This is a genomic window from Microbulbifer sp. TYP-18, assembly GCF_040932045.1.
Classification (GTDB): Bacteria; Pseudomonadota; Gammaproteobacteria; order Pseudomonadales; family Cellvibrionaceae; genus Microbulbifer.
On record NZ_JBFRBC010000027.1, the window covers coordinates 12292 to 30078 of the forward strand.

13 protein-coding genes, 1 tRNA gene and 2 pseudogenes are annotated in these 17787 nt (G+C 53.2%); 11 read left to right on the top strand and 5 right to left on the bottom strand.

Features of this window, described 5'->3' with window-relative positions:
- Nucleotides 1-27: 27 nt before the first annotated feature.
- Complete coding sequence (locus tag ABVT36_RS16635) at nucleotides 28-4335, top strand: RHS repeat-associated core domain-containing protein (RefSeq protein ID WP_368457551.1); 4308 nt, start codon at nucleotides 28-30, stop codon at nucleotides 4333-4335.
- 19 nt (nucleotides 4336-4354) lie between these two features.
- On the top strand, nucleotides 4355-4708 hold the full coding sequence (locus ABVT36_RS16640; RefSeq protein WP_368457552.1) for a hypothetical protein: 354 nt from the start codon (nucleotides 4355-4357) through the stop codon (nucleotides 4706-4708).
- 94 nt (nucleotides 4709-4802) lie between these two features.
- Here ABVT36_RS16640 and ABVT36_RS16645 read toward each other — a convergent pair.
- A pseudogene (locus ABVT36_RS16645) lies at nucleotides 4803-5191 on the bottom strand (transposase); the annotation flags it as partial.
- A 136-nt stretch (nucleotides 5192-5327) separates the two neighbouring features.
- Here ABVT36_RS16645 and ABVT36_RS16650 point away from each other — a divergent pair.
- The gene (locus ABVT36_RS16650; RefSeq protein WP_368457553.1) at nucleotides 5328-5804 is read left to right on the top strand and encodes a hypothetical protein; all 477 of its coding nucleotides are present in this window, start codon (nucleotides 5328-5330) and stop codon (nucleotides 5802-5804) included.
- Nucleotides 5805-5847: 43 nt separating this feature from the next.
- Here ABVT36_RS16650 and ABVT36_RS16655 read toward each other — a convergent pair.
- Nucleotides 5848-6023 (bottom strand): annotated as a pseudogene (locus ABVT36_RS16655) (IS256 family transposase); the annotation flags it as partial.
- Between the two features lie 62 nt (nucleotides 6024-6085).
- Here ABVT36_RS16655 and ABVT36_RS16660 point away from each other — a divergent pair.
- The 7 genes from ABVT36_RS16660 to ABVT36_RS16690 all read left to right on the top strand — a co-directional run bounded on the left by ABVT36_RS16660 (nucleotide 6086) and on the right by ABVT36_RS16690 (nucleotide 12068).
- The gene (locus tag ABVT36_RS16660) at nucleotides 6086-6385 is read left to right on the top strand and encodes a hypothetical protein (protein ID WP_368457554.1); all 300 of its coding nucleotides are present in this window, start codon (nucleotides 6086-6088) and stop codon (nucleotides 6383-6385) included.
- Complete coding sequence (locus ABVT36_RS16665; protein WP_368457555.1) at nucleotides 6382-6990, top strand: hypothetical protein; 609 nt, start codon at nucleotides 6382-6384, stop codon at nucleotides 6988-6990. The genes ABVT36_RS16660 and ABVT36_RS16665 overlap by 4 nt, the downstream gene beginning before the upstream one ends.
- 416 nt (nucleotides 6991-7406) lie before the next feature.
- A complete protein-coding gene (locus tag ABVT36_RS16670) occupies nucleotides 7407-7859 on the top strand; it encodes a hypothetical protein (RefSeq protein WP_368457556.1) in 453 nt (150 codons plus the stop codon).
- 12 nt (nucleotides 7860-7871) lie between these two features.
- A complete protein-coding gene (locus ABVT36_RS16675; RefSeq protein WP_368457557.1) occupies nucleotides 7872-8129 on the top strand; it encodes a hypothetical protein in 258 nt (85 codons plus the stop codon).
- Between the two features lie 296 nt (nucleotides 8130-8425).
- Nucleotides 8426-8752 (top strand): hypothetical protein, encoded by a 327-nt coding sequence (locus ABVT36_RS16680; RefSeq protein ID WP_368457558.1) that lies wholly within the window; start codon nucleotides 8426-8428, stop codon nucleotides 8750-8752.
- Nucleotides 8753-8891: 139 nt separating this feature from the next.
- Entirely contained in the window at nucleotides 8892-11543 is a 2652-nt protein-coding gene (locus ABVT36_RS16685) for a polymorphic toxin type 43 domain-containing protein (RefSeq protein WP_368457559.1), read from the top strand.
- Between the two features lie 12 nt (nucleotides 11544-11555).
- Nucleotides 11556-12068, top strand: coding sequence for a hypothetical protein (locus ABVT36_RS16690; RefSeq protein ID WP_368457560.1), 513 nt, complete (start codon nucleotides 11556-11558; stop codon nucleotides 12066-12068).
- 96 nt (nucleotides 12069-12164) lie between these two features.
- On the opposite strand, the gene ABVT36_RS16695 is transcribed toward ABVT36_RS16690, so the two are convergent.
- The 3 genes from ABVT36_RS16695 to rne all read right to left on the bottom strand — a co-directional run bounded on the left by ABVT36_RS16695 (nucleotide 12165) and on the right by rne (nucleotide 15921).
- Nucleotides 12165-12341 carry a SymE family type I addiction module toxin gene (locus tag ABVT36_RS16695; protein ID WP_368457561.1) on the bottom strand — a complete coding sequence of 59 codons (177 nt, stop codon included), beginning with the start codon at nucleotides 12339-12341 and terminating at the stop codon, nucleotides 12165-12167.
- Between the two features lie 450 nt (nucleotides 12342-12791).
- Nucleotides 12792-12879 (bottom strand) — tRNA-Ser (locus tag ABVT36_RS16700).
- 126 nt (nucleotides 12880-13005) lie between these two features.
- A complete protein-coding gene (gene rne / locus ABVT36_RS16705; RefSeq protein ID WP_368457562.1) occupies nucleotides 13006-15921 on the bottom strand; it encodes a ribonuclease E in 2916 nt (971 codons plus the stop codon).
- Nucleotides 15922-16767: 846 nt separating this feature from the next.
- On the opposite strand from rne, the gene rluC reads away from it, so the two are divergent.
- The gene (gene rluC / locus ABVT36_RS16710; RefSeq protein WP_368457573.1) at nucleotides 16768-17691 is read left to right on the top strand and encodes a 23S rRNA pseudouridine(955/2504/2580) synthase RluC; all 924 of its coding nucleotides are present in this window, start codon (nucleotides 16768-16770) and stop codon (nucleotides 17689-17691) included.
- Nucleotides 17692-17787: the final 96 nt, after the last annotated feature.

The following is a 17787-nucleotide window of genomic DNA, read 5'->3' on the forward strand; positions in this document are numbered from 1 at the left end:
GCAGGATGCAAAAAGAAGGAAATCGACATGGCCAGTTGGGGAAAATTAAGCACCGCTATGGCGGGACTCTGTGCGAGCCTGTTGTGGATACACAGCGCCAGTGCCCATGATTTTGGTGGCAGCTCCGCCGGTGATCCCCCGCCGGGGCCACCGCCGGCCCCACACTGTGAGCGCAGTGCCGGCCAGTGCTGTAACAGCGGCGGCGGTAGCGGCAATGGCGACAGTGGTGCCGGCGGCAGTACCAATGGCTCTGTGGGCGATCCTATCCACGCCCTGGACGGCGGTTTGTACCTGACCGATACCGACCTGACGGTGGGTGCTAATTATCCCATCCGCCTGGTGCGCCGGTTTGACAGCCGCTCCGAATTCGATACCGCCATTGGCTACGGCTGGGCCTTCGATCACAACCGCCGCCTGTTTGAATACCCCGACGGTTCCGTCCTGCTGCGTTCCGGCTGCGGTCGCCGCCATACCTTTGTGTTTACCGGCGGCGCCTATGTCACCCCCCGCGACGCCCCCCAGGGGACACTCACAGAGCACGGCGACGGCAGTTACACCTTCACCTATGTGGACGGTAGCCGCGACGAGTTCGATACCGACGGCCGCCTGGTGGCCATGGTCAATAACCTGGGCCAGAGCCATCAGCTGAGCTACGATGCGCAGGGCCAATTGCCCCTGATCGGTACCTCCCCCAACAGTATCGACCCCGACAACCCCCTGGTGGTGGCATACCACCCGCGCCTGACCCGTATCGAGGAAAAAGGAGCCGATGGTACCCTCACCGGTGCCGCGGTGGATTTTTACTACGACGAAACCACCGGCCGCCTCACCCATGTAATCGCCAGCGACGGCCGCCGGATCGACTACACCCACGACCAATGGAACGGCGCCACCCGCGGCAACCTGGTGCAGGTGAGCGGCCTCGACAATTATCAGCAGAATTTCAAATACGAAGACGCTGCCGATGCCCACCGTATCACCGGCCTGCAGCGGGGTGCCAATGCCGCCTGGGTGACCAACACCTACGACAGCGACGGCCGCGTAACCCGACAGGTGCAGGGCCAGAATACGATCGATCTGGCCTATGTGGAAACCGGTACCACCCAGATCACCGAAACCGTCAAAAGTGCCAGCGGCGCAGTACTCGATACCCGCGCCAGCACCTTTGTGTTCGACGAAGCCGGCTACCTCACCAAACGCATCGATCCCCTGGGTAATGAATACCGCCAGGTGTACAACGCCAGCAAGGACCGTATCCGCACCGAGTACTGGGAAAAGGAGGGCGCGGACCTCACCCTGCTCACCGCCACCGACTACACCTACAACGGCCAGGCGCAGAGAACCAGCGCCAGCACCACCCTGGCCACCGGCGAAGTCATTACCAAAAGCTGGACCTACGACAATGGCTGGATGGCCAGCGAAGAGCAGGTCTCCAGCTTAAACCCCACCCAGGTATTCCGCACCGAATACACCTTTGTGCGCGACGCCCAGAACCGGCCTGTCAATATCGCCACCATCAAAAGACCCCAGGACAGCAACACCGATGCCATCACCACGTTTAGCTACTGCAACGGCGAAACGGATTGCCCGGACAGCGCCCTGGTCCGCCAGATCGATGGCCCCCGCACCGATGTGCAGGACATTACCATCTATGGCTATTACGCCACCACCGACCACAGTGGCTGTGCCAGTGGCGGCAATTGCTACCGCCGGGGGGAAGTGGAGCAGATCACCAATGCCCTGGGCCAGACGCTGGAATTTCTCGCCTACGACGCCGCCGGCCGGTTGGCCAAGACCCGCGACGCCAATGGCCTGGTCACAAGCTACAGCTACCACCCCCGCGGTTGGCTGCAGGAGCAGATACAATTTGGTGCCGACGACAACAGCAGTGACGACGATATTGTCACGGGCTACGAATACGACGACCGCGGCAATCTCACCAAGATCACCCAGTCCGACGGCAACAATCTGCTGTTTGGCTACGACGACCGCAACCGCCTGACGCAAATAGAAGATGCCGAAGGCAGCAAGATCCAATACACCCTTGATTCCCAGGGCAACATCCGCAAGGAAGAGGTCAAGGACGGCGCCGACAATCTAAAGCGTACCCTGAGCCGCACCTTCGATGCGCTCAACCGTCTGCAAGAGACCCTCGGCGCACAGTCCCAGAGCACCCAGTATGCCTATGATGGTATGGGGCGCCTGACCCAGACCACCGACGCCCTCAACCGCAACACCCGTTACCAGTACGACGGCCTCAGCCGCCTGGTCCAGAGTATCGAGGATGCCGACAGCCTCGCCGCCAGCACCCAATTGAGTTATGACGCTGCGGGCCGCGTCACCCAGGTGGTAGACCCCCGCGGTAACAGCACCCAGTACACCTACGACCTCACCGGCAATCTCACCGGGCTGGTAAGCCCGGACACCGGCACCAGCAGTGCGGTCTACGATACCGCCGGCAACCGCACCTCCAGCACCGACGCCCGCGGTATCACCGCCAACTACAGTTACGATGCCCTCAACAGACTCACCGGCATCAGCTATCCCGGCAGCCCCGGCGAAAACGCCACCTATACCTACGACAGCACCGGCGGTGGCAACAAAGGGGTAGGGCGCCTGACCGGCTACAGCAACGACGCCGGCAGCACCGCACTCAGCTACGACACCCTGGGCCGGATTACTCAGCAGGACGACACCATCACCGGCAGGAGTTTTAATACCCACTACAGCTACGACAGCGAAGGGCGGATCACCGGGATCACCTATCCCTCCGGTCGTATTATTAGCTACAGCCGCGATGCACTCGGGCGCATCAGCGCCATTACCAGCCAGGACAATGCCCAGGCCAGCGCCCAGACCCTGGTCAGCAATATCCAGTACAACGCCTTTATCGGGCTCTCTGCCATGGATTATGGCAACGGTATTACCCAGAGCTACAGCTACGACCAGGACGGCCGTGTGCAGGGGATCAGCGCCACTGCTATCGGCGCCATAGTGTCGCAAACCTACAGTTACGACCCCACCGACAATATCACCGGCATTACCGATAGCCTGGACAGCAGCAAAACCCGCACCTTTAGCTACGACAATCTCGATCGCCTTAGCGATGAAAGCTATGCGGCCGGGCAAAACAGCTTTCAGTACGACCTGGTGGGCAACCGCACCCAGAGGGACGCTACCAACACCGGTGGTACCCTGAGCACCACCAGCTACAGCCACGAGACCACCTCCAACCGCCTGACCCAAAGGGACAACCAAGCCTGGGTGACCGACGCCGCCGGCAACACCACCAGCGTTGACGGTGGGCTGCAGCAGTACAGCCACAATCACGCCAACCGGCTCAAAACCTACACCGAAAACGGCATACTTCAGGGCACCTATTATTACAACGCCGTCGGCCAGCGGGTGCGCACCGACAAGGCCGAAGATACACTGTTGCACTACGACCTGAGCGGCCAGTATCTCGGTGAAACCCATATCGCCGCCAATGGCACCGACATCCAGCGCCAGATTGACTATATCTACCTGGACAACATGCCGGTCGCGCAGATCGAGACCAGTTACAGCGGAGGCACGGTACAGAGCACAACCCTCACCTACCTGCACACGGATCATCTCAACACACCGCGCATTGGTACCAATGGTGGCGAAACGATAGTCTGGCGCTGGGACAGCGATGCCTTCGGGGAGTTGACACCGAACACCGACCCGGACAACGATACCAATCCGACCACGGTCAATCTGCGTTTTCCGGGGCAGATCAAGGGAGAGGAGGCGCCGCACTACTACAACTACTTCAGGGACTATGACCCCAGTACTGGGCGTTACCTCACTAGTGATCCTATCGGGTTAGCGGGGGGCATAAATACTTACGTTTATGTCGGCGGGAATCCATTAATTTATACCGATTCTTACGGACTATGGGCAAATATCGCTGTTGGTGTTGGCATTCGCGTTATTGGCGGACGTGCTGCTGGTGCTGCGGTATCGCGCGGGCTGCAAAGTACCGTTGGGCGCCGTACTGGCCGTGTTCTTTCGTGCATACTGATCGGTTATTGTTCTGAAGCTGCTGATGACGCTGGTGAAGGTTCCAGTGAAGAAGGTGGTCAGTGCCCAGCTGATGGCGAATCCAATCAGCGCGGAATCCCTTTCAATGGAGAGCCAGGGACTTGGGCAGAACATCCGCATGGTAAACAAGATCGGTTATATGGTAATGATGGAACGCCAGCAGTTGATATTGATTATGGACATGACCATGGACAAGGCTCTCCGCATTCACATAACTGGAATGAAAGTGGTCGCGGTCTCGGTGTTCCAGTATCAGTCATAAAATAGTGCTTATTAAGGACTGTACATGAAATTAACAGAGTTACATGACTGGGAAATAAGGCGTATTGAAGTTGAACACGAATCCAAGTCGGCAAAATTACTCTTGCACTATCCTGTTACAAACCAAAATGCGATTGTAAACATTGATGGTATAAAACGATTTTTTGCTTCAGGAATGATGTTGCAAAATGTCATTCTTGATGTATTAATATTTGAATCTTATTCTTCATCGGATTACCTTGAGCATTGCAAGAAGCTGTTGAACTTAAATACTGCTACGTTCGATAAGGGCACGGTTGTTTTTTACATCGAACCTTCTGTCGGTGTTGAAGTAGCTTGTTTATGCCACCATGTCGATCTAACAGAACTGTATAGCTAATTTGTCCACCTGCAGGTTAAGACGAAATATCGTTGATCAGAATGAGCGGGACTTAGGGGGAGGGTGTTCAAAATTCTGTGTCAGCCAAATAGCCTCATAGGCTGATGTATTTCTCCAGGCGATCCGGGAAGTGGATCGCCAGCTGAGACAGCGTCAGGTTCCAGTTCTGGATCGGATGCGTCCAGCGCTCGGAGGCCTTCAGTATACCGGCGTATAACAGCTTGAGTAAGCTGTTTTCGTTGGCAAGGCCACCCTTGGTTTTGGTCAGTTTGCGGAACTGCCGATGGGCGGTTTCGACAGCATTGGTGGTGTAAATCGTTTGCGCACGTATTCCGGATACTTGAAGTAGGTCGACAGGGCCGGCCACTTGCTGCGCCAGGCCTGGATCACCATCGGGTCCTTGTCGCCCCATTTGGTCTCCAACTCGTCCAGAGCGCTCTCGGCGGCATTGAGCGTTGCCGCCTTGAGATCGGCCATAGTCGAATCGGGAAGAGAGTCCAGACTCACTTAAAAACCACCCTTGGAACTTAAAATCCATACCGACTCGGGTGCATCAAAGTGTTCACAGGTATGGGCAATTCCTTACAATACTGTTGGTCGATGGTGGTGAATTGACGCAATGAGAGAGCAAGGTAAATATCTGAAATGGGTGAATACGTTTGCACTTTTGCTAATATTTGTACCTTTTATTCTTGTCATTGTGCGTAATAATGAGCGAGTATCGAGGCTGAAGAGTGAAATTATAAATACAGCTCCTCCAGAGCAAGTTGAATTGTGTCCTTATTCTGGATACTACATCAGCCCAAACTGTGTAGAGTTGACCGCTGGAAAAGGAAAATTTTATTACAACCTCCTTAAGGAGGCAAAGCCCTCTACTATTCCAAGTAAAGCTCAAAAGAGTTTTAACAAGATATTAAAATTCAAAAATTTTATAAATGGGGATGAGTTTGTAAGTTGTATTAATATTTTTCAATATAAAGATATTGAGCATGTATATTATTTTTCCCCCATTGTTACCAATAGTGAGTGCACCAAAATAAATAATAGGCTTGGTGGGCACTTAAGGAGTGAGTGTAGTGAACCGAATTGCCATTAGGTCAGGAAACCTTGGTCAGAGTGAAAGTTTGATATTCTTTTCCCTATAATCTGATGCACTTCTCGAGGCAGTTAGGGACGTGGATCATCAGTTGCGACAGTGTTCGATTGAGGCTCTGAGTTGGATGCATCCAACGTTCGAAGGCTTTCGGTCTGTTGACGTGGAGCAGCTTGAGTAAGCGTTCTCGTTAGCGATGCCACCTTCGCTCTCGTTAAGCTTGTGGACTGATAGTTGACGGATTTGGCACCGTTGGGCGGAGTATTGGACACGCCCTATCGTGCTTGCTGATCGGTTATTGTTCTGAGTCCACGGAAAAGTCTACTGAAGAGGGGGTGAGAGAGGAAAGTTCAGAAGGTTCCGGTCAATGTCCTTCCGAGCCTGAAGGGGCACTAAAAAAACCTACCGATAAATGGTTGAAGGTGAAGGTAGTGGACCCGCACGAGCTAAAAGACGGGATTGGAGATTCAAGACTAGAGACATATATTGACAAAATGGCAATATTTGGACTCTTCCAAAAGATGGAAGAGGAGTTCCACCTGAATGGCAAGGTCATCTCGACCAATTTAAGGGCTAAAAGATGAAAGAAATTATTTGGGAGAAAGGAATTTCAGGTGGCAAAGTATTTTTGAAAGAAAATAAACGGCGGGAACTAACTCCTGCCAAGCTAAAAATAATTGATGAGAAAAAAATGACTGATATTTCGGTTATTTCTGCAACATTCTCTGGAGAAACTATAACTTTTGAGACGCTGCTTTGGTGCTTAAGAGAATTTGATGATTTTATTACTTTTTTGGGATTCTATCGCCCATCTTTTTCTGGGGAGAGTGGTGTGTATGGTTTTCGCTTGGCAAATTGGTGTAAAAAAAAGAAGTGTTTTAGCCAAGGCGGTGTCCGAGTAGGTTTCATGTCTCTTATCATGTCTGACTCTATTCTTTCAAACATCCATCAATTGGTTTCATCGGTAGATAAAGGAGTAGTGCTGTCTGAGTGTGATAAATTTGGAAATAAGAGTGAAAAATCTATTAGATTTTTTATTCGTGGAAGTCTAACAGAGCTTGAGTTGGAATATCCTTCTGAAAAAATTGAAAATATTTTTTTGAAAATAAAATTAGTTCTATACAGAAAGAAATCGAAGAGTGTGAAATTGGTGGGGATAAGATTGTCGAGGAGAAGGATATATTTATAAGTTATAAGTATACTGCTGGCTCTGCATGAAGATTTTTATTGGAGGTTCTCATAGTTGGGAATTTGTAGGCAGAGTGAAAGCTTGATACGCTTTCCTGATAGTCGGATGTATTTCTCCCAGCATTGGGGGGATTGAATCCTCAGTATTGAGCGCGACTGGCTTAAACCCCCACTTGCACACCGATCATGTCAACACCCTGAACGTCGGCACCAATGGTAGCGAAACCATAGGCGCTGGGACAGCGATGCCTTCGGGGAGTTGACACCAAACACCGACCCGGACAACGATAGCAACCCTACCGTGGTCAACTTGCGTTTTCCAGGACAGATCAAAGGGGAAGAAGCTCCGCACTATTACAACTACTATCGAGATTATGATCCGCGACAGGGAGATACATTCAGAGTGATCCGATTGGATTGGAAGGTGGGCTAAATACCTACGGGTACGTTTTCCAGAGCCCGGTTATGAAAACTGACCCAACCGGGTTAGTCTGTGGAACAGGCGCATGCGTTGGCATTGCAATAGACATTGGACGTGGTGTTAAAATTGGTTATCGAGGATACCGTTCTTATCAAGCCGCAAGAGCGCTACAGGGAATTGTTAGTGGTCTAAATGACTGCACTGAAGAAGACGGAGTTACCTTTCCTTGGCCTCCTAAGATGCCTGGGAAGTATACATGCATATGTCGCGCACAGGATTTAAATGGGAAAGAGGGGTGCTTTCCAAAATTTGGTTGTGGGTTTGGTGTTGCTAATGACGCACGAACTGCAAGGAATATGGCAGAGAATATGGCTAGGGCCAAGGTTGGTGGTTCCGATCATCATCACACTCAATGCGAGTGCACGGGGCCAAAAGGCGATCATTTATAGCAAGGTATAAATATGTCCGTTGATGTTAATGGGAAAAAAATTTTAGTGGGTTCAAAGGTTAAAATTATTCATATAAACCCAAGAATCACAGAGTTCTTGCCTGTAGAAGAAGTTCGAGACATTAATTCTATGTTGCACGATATCTTGGAAGTGTATGAAGTAAGTGAAGAATATGTGCGTGTAGAAAAAATTTTTAATCGTGGTGAGGGAAGAACAGAAAGTCACAGGCTAACTCTTCTATCTGATGAATTCGAATTAATAGATAATTGATAGACAACTAAACAAACATAGGAAATACTCCAGCTACATCATTAAAAACGAATGGATCGTATGGAAATCCAATTACATACGGTACTTGGGCGAATAATCCAAATGGCCAAGGGAATGGGCTTCATTCTGAAATGGCTGGCAAGGGTATTTCTCCAGTAACTACGTATCATGAAGGGGACTTTGATACTATGCAGAAATCGGTTACTGATTTTGCGAATGACCCGAATCGCGGTGGTTACGGTGCCGGAAATAACTGTATTACGTTTGCTGGTCGAACGGCAATTGGGGGCTGATAAATGAAAGTTGTCATTGGGATACTGTTATTTGTCGCGATTCTTGCGGGAATATATCTTTTGCTGGTTAATGTGGCTTCTACTGAATACGAACTAAGTAGCATTGAAAGCATTGAAAGCATTGAATTACACAAGAAGGCGACAACATTGGTTGATAGCCTTGATTGTCCTGCTACTGGAATTACAGAAGAATTTATTACTCGCTTGCAATCAGAAAACCCTGATAAATTGATTGCGAGAAAAGGTAATGATCTTCTTGTTGATGGATTTTTATTTAGATGTGAAAAAGATGAAGCGGGTCTTTCCCGCTTTATTGAAATCAAAGGTTAGAAAGCTATAATATCGTGACGGGCGTCAACATACGTCAAAGGGTTACCAGACACGTATGCAAAGGTATTGACGCCCCCTTTCAGCCCTATGGGGTGAGGGTGTTCAAAGTTCTGTGTCAGCCAAATAGCCTCATAGGCTGATGTATTTCTCCAGGCGGCCCGGGAAGTGGATCGCCAGCTGTGACAGCGTCAATATCACCTACACCCACGAACAGGGTACGGGCTTTACCACCGATATACAGGTCAATGGCCGCACCATGAGCCGTACCTACAACGGCCTGCAACAGCTCACCGAAACCGTCGACGCCCTGGGTGGCAGTACCCGGTACGCCTACGACGGCGCCGGCAACCCCATAGTGCTGCAGGATGCCGACACCAACCGTATCACCGCCAAGTACAATGCCCTGGGCCAGAAAGACTGGGTGGACGACCCCAATATGGGGCTGAAATCCTTTACCTATACCGGCTTTGGGGAAGTGGAAACCGAAACCGACGGTAACCTGGATGTGACCAGCTTTGTCTACGACCGCTTGGGCCGGATCGACAGCCGCAGCGTCAACGGCGTGGAGGAGGCCAGCTGGAGCTATGACAGCGCCACCAACGGCATAGGCCTGCCCGCCAGTGAAAGCCGCAGTGACGCCAGCTATAGCCGCAGCTACCAGTACGACGCCCTCAGCCGGCCCTACCAGGTCACCACCGCCATCGACGGCGAGGACTTTGTGACTGTAAGCCACTTCGACAGCCAATACGGCCGTCTCAAAGGGCTCAGCTATCCCTCCGGTCTCACCCTGCGTTACGGCTACAACGACGCCGGCTATCAGTTCAGCACCAGCAATGCCGCCAGCGGCTATCGCTACCGCAAAATCACCCAGATGGATGCCTGGGGTAACTGGGACTTCGCCAATGTTGGCGACGGTAACTATCAGATCGGGCGCGGATTTCATGCTGAAACAGGCCAAATGTCCGGCACCGCCTTTGACAGTCTGGTGCATAACCACCAGGCCATCGCCTACAGCTACGACGCCTTTGGCAACCTCAGCGACAAAACTGTCGGCATCCCCAGCCAGAGTCCCGCCGTCAACAGCGAGACCTACCTGTACGACGCCCTTAACCGGCTCGACTACAGCAGTCGTACCGATGGCCCCGATATCGACTACGACTATGATGCCATCGGCAACCTGCTGAAAAAAGATGACTTTGCCAGCAGCTACAGCTATAGCGGCGGTACCAGTGGTGGTCCCAGCGCCGTCAAGAGCGTCAGCCTGGTGGGCGGTGGCAGTAAGACCTATGGCTATGATGGCAACGGCAACCGCACCCACGAAAACGGCGCCCAGCGTATCTGGTACAACGCCTTTAACAAACCCACCCGTATCCAGAAGGGCAGCACTGACCTCTATTTTTCCTATGGCGCCGACCAGATGCGCTACAAGCAGGTCAACCAGGGCAGTGGCAAAACCACCCTCTATATCGACAAGCTGTTCGAAAAGATCACCACCGGAAGCGAAACCCAATACCGGCACTTTATCGACGATATCGCCGTGGTCACCACCACCGAAACTAGTGCCGGCACCAGCCACCAGATCGGCTTTAGCCACAGGGACCGGCTGGGCTCCACCACAGCCGTGGGGGACCATCAGGGTAACCTGATGGAAACCCACAGTTTCGATCCGTTCGGTAAGCCGCGGCTGGGCAATGTCCTCGACAAAACCCCCGCCATCCTCGACAGCGCCTTCACCACCCGGGGCTTTACCGACCACGAGCACCTGGACGATGTAGAGCTGATCCATATGAATGGTCGCACCTACGACTATCATCTGGGCCGGTTCCTGTCGGTGGACCCGATTATCCAGGCGCCGGGCAACTCCCAGTCCTTGAATCCCTATAGCTATATCATGAATAATCCCCTGGCGGGGACCGACCCAAGTGGGTATTCGGCGCAGATGGAGAAAGTAACTGGCAGCCATATCAAGAAGGACGTATCTCAGGCGAAAAATGTCAATGGAGCAATCACCGTTGGTGGTTCAAAGCTTGTAACTTCGCTTGGGGTGAGCAGTAATGGCGCTTCAAATCCAGGTTCAGGCGCAGCTTCCCAGCAAGCTGCACCTCAAGATACAAATAACCAGGGTTCTCGCCAGCAGATTCAGAGTGGTGGAGATGCAGTTGATGATGGCCAGAGTAATGGAAGTTCCGATTATTCCTTTTTCGATTTTCTAGGTGATGCTTGGTCGATGCGAAATCAAATTGCATCGGATGCACTACGAAAAACTGGAGATTTTTTAGATCCACTTACTGGTGGTAATGGCGATGCGGTCGTTGGATTGACAGGCGCAGCGGGAGCAATAGAATCGGCAATATCTGCAAGTAACGGTGAATATGGTGAGGCAGCTGTTGGTCTAGCATTAAGTAGAATCCCTGGTGGGAACACGACTAGAGCAGTTAGGGGAAGTGGGCCTGCGAAAGGATTTTTGGAGGTAAGTTCAAATTTCAAATCCTCAAAAGCAGTTCAGAACCTTACCAACTCTAAACCGATCGATTTTATTTTCGATCCTAAAAGTCAGCGTTTCATAATGGGGAGAAACTCTCTCGGCCATGACGGGATTAGAATGGCGGGGAAAATTGGCCATAAGAATATTGTAGGTGGATCGATATGGAGGCAAAACGGTAAATTGATGACAGATCAATCAAGTGGTCACTATGGGACAAATTGGACCGCTAGTATTCGAGAGCAATTTACCAAATCTATGAGGCAAAATGGTGTTGATGTTAGCCATTCTGCAACTTACAGGAAATAGAGGGTTTAGTGTGTGAGTCAAAAATTATTGTCCAACGTATCTTCCTGGAAAGAAAGCCCTGTTGAGGGTGATGAAGGTAGGTCTATTAGATGGATTGAAGTGGTGGCTTTGGAGGCTCTCGGTCTATTCTTAGGATTGTCGTATAATGGTAACTGGATCAGAATAGGAAAAGAGTCTGTATATGAATTCTATGCAGGTCAATCCTACATGCCACTTTATCCTATTCTCGAAGCTGTTCTTCCAGATGTTAAAAAGGCTTTAAAAGATGGGCTTAAGTCTGCTCAACTCCCTGTTGAATTGTTAGAAAGCTTTCCCTTCCAGAAAGTGGCACTTTCTGGACTGAATTCGGGTTCAGAATATTGGTGTAATTTGTCTTTAAAGTACGTTGAGCAATTACGGTATGATGAGGAGCTTGTTGATGCCCTTAATGCATGTTCTAAGAGTGCTCCGACACAAAAACTGCGGCATCAAGCTAAAAAATTGAAATCAACCGTAGTCCGAGACTTAAAATTAGAGTCGGAGTAAAATATTGACACAGTACTCAGCTTCCCATTCTTACTTCGCACCATAAATTCAAACTCTCCCGACAGACCCCTCTGTCGGGCTTTGTTTTTAGCAGGGCTATTCAACAGTCAGCACCAGACACCCCGCCATCACCCTGACCTTGACCGGCGTATTGATCTCAAATCCCGCTTGGCGCAACCAGTGGCCTTTCATCTGAATCCACGGCACTGAGCGGCGGTTACCGGAGTAGGGGGACTGCGCCTTGAGGTGGTATTCATAGTAGGTCTCACTCACCTTGATGTGGCGCTCTTCGCAGGGTTTGCTTTTACGCAGGCGTACGTCTGTTTTACCATTGCAAACCCCGCCAGTCGTGGGCTGTAGCGATTTTCAGGATTTCACAAATTGAAGAAAAATGAAGAGATTTGAAAAGATTTTTCACAGCCAAAAATAGCCGAACGCCAGTAACCACGGGCTTTTCCAATCAGTGCCCAGTTTTGAATCAAAATTGAAAGGCGGGGTAGGGGGAGGTCAAATTTTAGTTGAAATAACCGCCAGCGAACGGGGCAGAGATGAGACTTTCCGATTGGATCAATAGCGCCGCTTTAGCTGCCAGTTTGGGGAGTTCTAATTTCGCGTTGAGACTTGGTTGAGACCTTGCGGAAATTAGTACAAAAAAAGCGCAATCGGGGAAAATCGATTGCGCTTTGTATACTGCATAAATCGTTGATTTTACAGCTTTTTTTATGGCGGTGGGGCAGGGATTCGAACCCTGGGACCTGTTACAGTCAACGGTTTTCAAGACCGCCGCTTTCGACCACTCAGCCACCCCACCGGTTTGTGGGGCGCATTATACCGGCAGTGACTGCCGGTACAAGCCCACCCACGTTTTTTTTAGCGGTTTCAAGGAGTTAGCCGTATTTTTGTGCAACTCTCGAACCGTAAAAACAAAGTGCCAGTATCAGCTCGCCTCCGCAGAACCATCGGCATCTACAGCTGCTGTGTAGTTGCTGTGGCGTTGGCCCCGAGGGTCGTTAGCCGGGCGTTGCAGGTCCCGCGGGCTGTGCTCGATTGCGGCTGGATTTGCGGTGTCGAGCGGATGCGCCAAGCCGATGTTCGGATGGGAAGTTACAATCGCCAACTGCTGTAACGGCTGGGGGTTGATCCGGGGATCATTGCCAGCGCGGCCACGGGCTTGGGGCTCGCCTGTCGCTTTCGGAGCCAGCGCGATCGCTTCCTCAACGTCTGTCTGCGTAGCGATTGCATTTGGCTGGGGTGCAGATTCAGCAGGTTCGGTTGGGGTAGCCGAAACACTGGCCTCCACCTGTGTTGTTTCATCCAGCTCAGTCTCTCGCAATTCCTGCGCCGCTGGCAGTTCAATAATTTCTTCGACGATTTCGTTGCTGACGACTGTGCTCTCGGCCGATTCCAGCTCCACAGGGGCGCTGTCCTCTTCTGTTTCCGGCGAGCTGGCCTGGAGAGTCCCAGTCTCGGGCAACGTTGGGCTAACCGTTTCCGGGACGGGTTCGGTTTGCGCCTCGACAGGTGTGTCCACAAGGTTGGTTGTCTCTTGTGGTGCCTCTGTGTTGGCAGGGGCCTTAGTTTTGGGCGCCACTTCAGTATCGGTTGCTAGGGGCTTTTGCGCAGATTTGGTCGCTTCACCCTCCGCTTCGTCGATTGCTTCGTTGACTTCCCGGTTCAGCTCTTCCTGATCCCTGGCGACGGTTGCCGCAGCCGGGTTGTCACCGCGGCGGCCGCGACGCCTGGGTTGTGGCCGGCCCCGTACATTGCTGGGGCGGCGCGCCGGACGCTCCTGGTCCGCGGGCGCTGCATCCTGCTCACTCGCCGCCGGTGCAGGTGTTTTGGCCGCGGGGGTTTCGGTTGCGGCGGTTTGGACCTTTTCCTGACGACGCTTGCCCTCGCCACCGCGACGTCGGCGACGGCGTTGGCCTTCGCCCCGAGATCGCTCACTGCCAGCCTCGATATTGTCCTCGCGCTTGGTTTCCTGTGATTCCCCTTTGGCGGTCCGCTCGCTGCGATTGGAGTGTTGCTCTTTATTTCGCTCTGTGCGACCGCCGCGGGTGCCCCGCTTGCCGCGATTGCGCTGGCTCTGGTAATTCTTGCCCCGACCTTTGGTTTTCTTGTGCTTTTGTTTGCTGTCGGCTTCATCCCCGAACAGCGCGGCAATGGCCTGGAGCAATCGGGCGATCAGGCCGGGCTTCTCGCCACCGCGTCGGGTGGCTTTGGCCCTGGTTTTGGGGCGCTCGGTGGGCGTTGGTGCGGGGGCAGTATGAGAGAGCTGTTGCACCGCGGGCTGGGCCACCGGGCGGACCGGTTCTTCGCCTCTGGTAGTTTCCTCTGCTGAGCCGGAAATTTTGTAAGAGGTCTCGAGGGTGGTGGCATCGTCATCACGCAGGCGCTGAACCTCGAAGTGCGGCGTTTCGAGGTCGGTATTGGGCACCACTACGACACGGGTGCTGTTGCGGGATTCGATTTGGCTGATGGCACTACGCTTTTCATTTAGGAGGTAGGTCGCGACATTCACTGGGGTAATGGCGCGAATTTCCGCGCTGCGCTCTTTTTTCGCCTCTTCTTCCACCAGGCGCAGAATCGACAAAGCGAGGGACTTGGTGCCGCGGATGGTCCCCTGACCGCTGCAGCGGGGGCAGACCCGGAAGGTGGTTTCACCGAGCGAAGGGCGCAGGCGCTGGCGGGACATTTCCAGCAGACCAAAGCGTGAAATACGCCCGACCTGCACGCGAGCGCGGTCCATGCCCAGGGCCTTCTCCATGCGCTTTTCCACTTCGCGCTGGTTCGACTTGCTCTGCATATCGATAAAGTCGATTACTATTAGGCCGCCCATATCCCTGAGTCGCAATTGACGGGCAATCTCATCTGCAGCTTCCAGATTGATCGAGCGGGCCGTTTCCTCGATATCTCCACCTTTGGTGGCGCGTGATGAGTTGATATCGATGGACACCAATGCCTCGGTCACATCGATCACTATGGAACCGCCGGAGGGGAGTTTTACCTCGCGCTCGAAAGCGGTCTCTATCTGGCTTTCGATCTGGTAGCGGCTGAACAGGGGAATGGCGTCCTGGTAGTTTTTCACCTTGCCGGCGTAGTGGGGCATGACCTGCCGCGCGAACTCGGCGGCCAACTCGTAGGCACCGGCATCGTCGACAATGACTTCACCAATTTCATCCCGCATATAGTCTCGAATGGCGCGGATGATTACGTTGCTCTCCTGGAAGAGGAAGTGCGGCGCCTTAGAGGTATCGGCCTCTTTTTTGACGGCGTCCCACAGTTGCAGCAAATAGTTGAGATCCCACTGCAGTTCCTCTCCACTGCGGCCAACCCCAGCTGTACGGACGATGATGCCCATGCCGGTGGGAACTTCCACATTGGAGAGCGCTTCGCGCAGGTCTGAGCGCTCATCCCCTTCGATTCGGCGCGAAATGCCGCCGGCGCGGGGATTGTTCGGCATCAGAACCAGGTATCGCCCCGCGAGGCTGATAAATGTGGTGAGTGCTGCACCTTTATTGCCGCGCTCTTCCTTGTCCACCTGAACGATGACGTCCATGCCTTCCTTGACCACATCCTTGATCTTGATGCGGCCTTCGATGTCTTTGGGCTGCTTGGTGAAGTATTCGCGGGAGATTTCTTTTAGAGGAAGGAATCCGTGGCGCTCCTCGCCATAATCAACAAAAGCCGCTTCCAGGGAGGGTTCCACGCGGGTGATCCTGCCCTTGTAGATGTTGGCCTTTTTTTGTTGGCGGGTCCGGTTTTCAATATCCAAGTCGTATAGCCACTGGCCGTCGACCAGGGCTACCCGCAACTCTTCCGGCTGAGTTGCATTGATCAGCATTCTCTTCATGTGTGTCTTTTATCCTCGCATTGCGCGCGGGTCAGACACTGAAGCTTGCAGGCTTGTCGAATGGCCGTCCTGTATCCAGGAAACTTAGGCCAAGCACGGATAGATAGGCGGGCGGAGCGCGGCCAAAATGACTGGCCCGACAACTCTCTCCCCGATCATCACAGTGCTACAACTCGGAATACGCGCAGTCGGCGCGGTATTCGTATCAACAGTACCATTTGTCGTCTGGTACCGCACAGCTCGCGGCAACAATTACTGCCCGCTCGCTGACCGCCCCCGTCCTGCTTGCGGCGAGTGGCGGTGTCATCTTCTTTCGGGTAACTCTGCCCTGGCCGGCTTATGGCCGTACCATGTTGGGTCTGTAAGTTGTACCGCTGGATCCTCCAGTGGGAGGGTATCCGCGTTACCAGTTCGGTCGCTGGTTGTATCTACTGCAGAGTTACACGTCAGTGTTTGAGCCTTTCGTTCAAGCGCTGCGGGCTCCAGCCCGTCTTACCCTCGCGATATTTCCCGCGGTGACGCGGGTGTCAGTGCCGGCGAGGTGCCCGAAGCCTTTGGGTGGGGCGCAACCTCGCAGGCGAAGTTTTGTTGACAATGCGGCAGCCTGCCGCGACCCGTTTATTGGCGGTATTTTCTTTTGAACGATGTCCGAGGTTCACCTCAGGGGAATCCGCATCGCCGAAAACCAGCCCAATTTGGGAGGCGGCAATATAGCACGGAGCCGATGAAGCTTCAATTGTGGCCCTGGGGCGGCTATGATCCGCGCCTATGCGTAATCATCTGCCTTCTCACCCGGCTTCCCGGACTGAGACTTCGACCTCCCCAGACTCTTCCCCCTCCACTGGGGTGCAGTACTTAACGGTCCCCGCTGAGCTGGCGGGTCAAAGGATCGACAATTTTCTACAGGCTCGACTGAAAGGGGTACCTCGTTCACGCATTTACCGCATTTTGCGCAAAGGGGAAGTGCGGGTAAACCGGGGCCGGGTCAGGGCGGAGTACAAATTGCGTACGGGGGACCTGGTTCGTGTACCCCCGGTTCGCACCGATGAGCGTAAGCCAGCCCCTCAGGCCGGAAGGCAATTGCGGCAGCTGATCGAAAAATCCGTGCTTTATGACGAACAGGGGCTGCTGGTTATCGACAAGCCTGCCGGTCTCGCTGTCCATGGTGGCAGTGGTGTAAGGCTGGGATTGATTGAGGTTTTGCGGCAGATGTATCCCGAGCAGCCGTTTATGGAACTGGTGCACCGGCTGGACCGGGATACCAGTGGCGCCATAATGGTGGCGCGTAAGAGATCGGTACTGCAGCACCTCCAGGCGGAGCTGAGAGCGGGCAGGGTGGGCAAGGCCTATTTGGCGCTGGCCTGCGGCAAATGGCCCCGCGGGCATCGCGTAATTGAGATGCCACTCAAGAAGAACACGCTCAAGAGCGGTGAGCGGATGGTTGTTGTGAGCCCGGAGGGCAAACCGTCGGAAACCCGCTTTCGGGTTCTGGAGCGGTACCCGCTCGCTACGCTGGTGCGGGCTGAGCCGGTGACCGGCCGTACACACCAGATTCGCGTTCACGCACAGTCGGTGGGGTGTCCGCTGGCGGGGGACGCAAAGTATGCCCAGGAGGGCGAGAACGAGAAGTTTCGCACGCTGGGGCTAAAGCGCCTGTTTCTCCATTCCGCATCCCTGGACTGTGATCTGCCCGATGGTGGCAGGATTTGCGTTGAAGCGCCTTTGCCTGCAGAGCTTGAAAGGGTGCTGGATAGGCTGCGCGCCGGTTGAGTCACTGGACTCGTGATCAATTCAAAGGGTGGCAACCCGATTGATCAGGGATGACCTGTTGAATTGTCGGTTTAATAGTAAAGGCTCGGCGGTTGT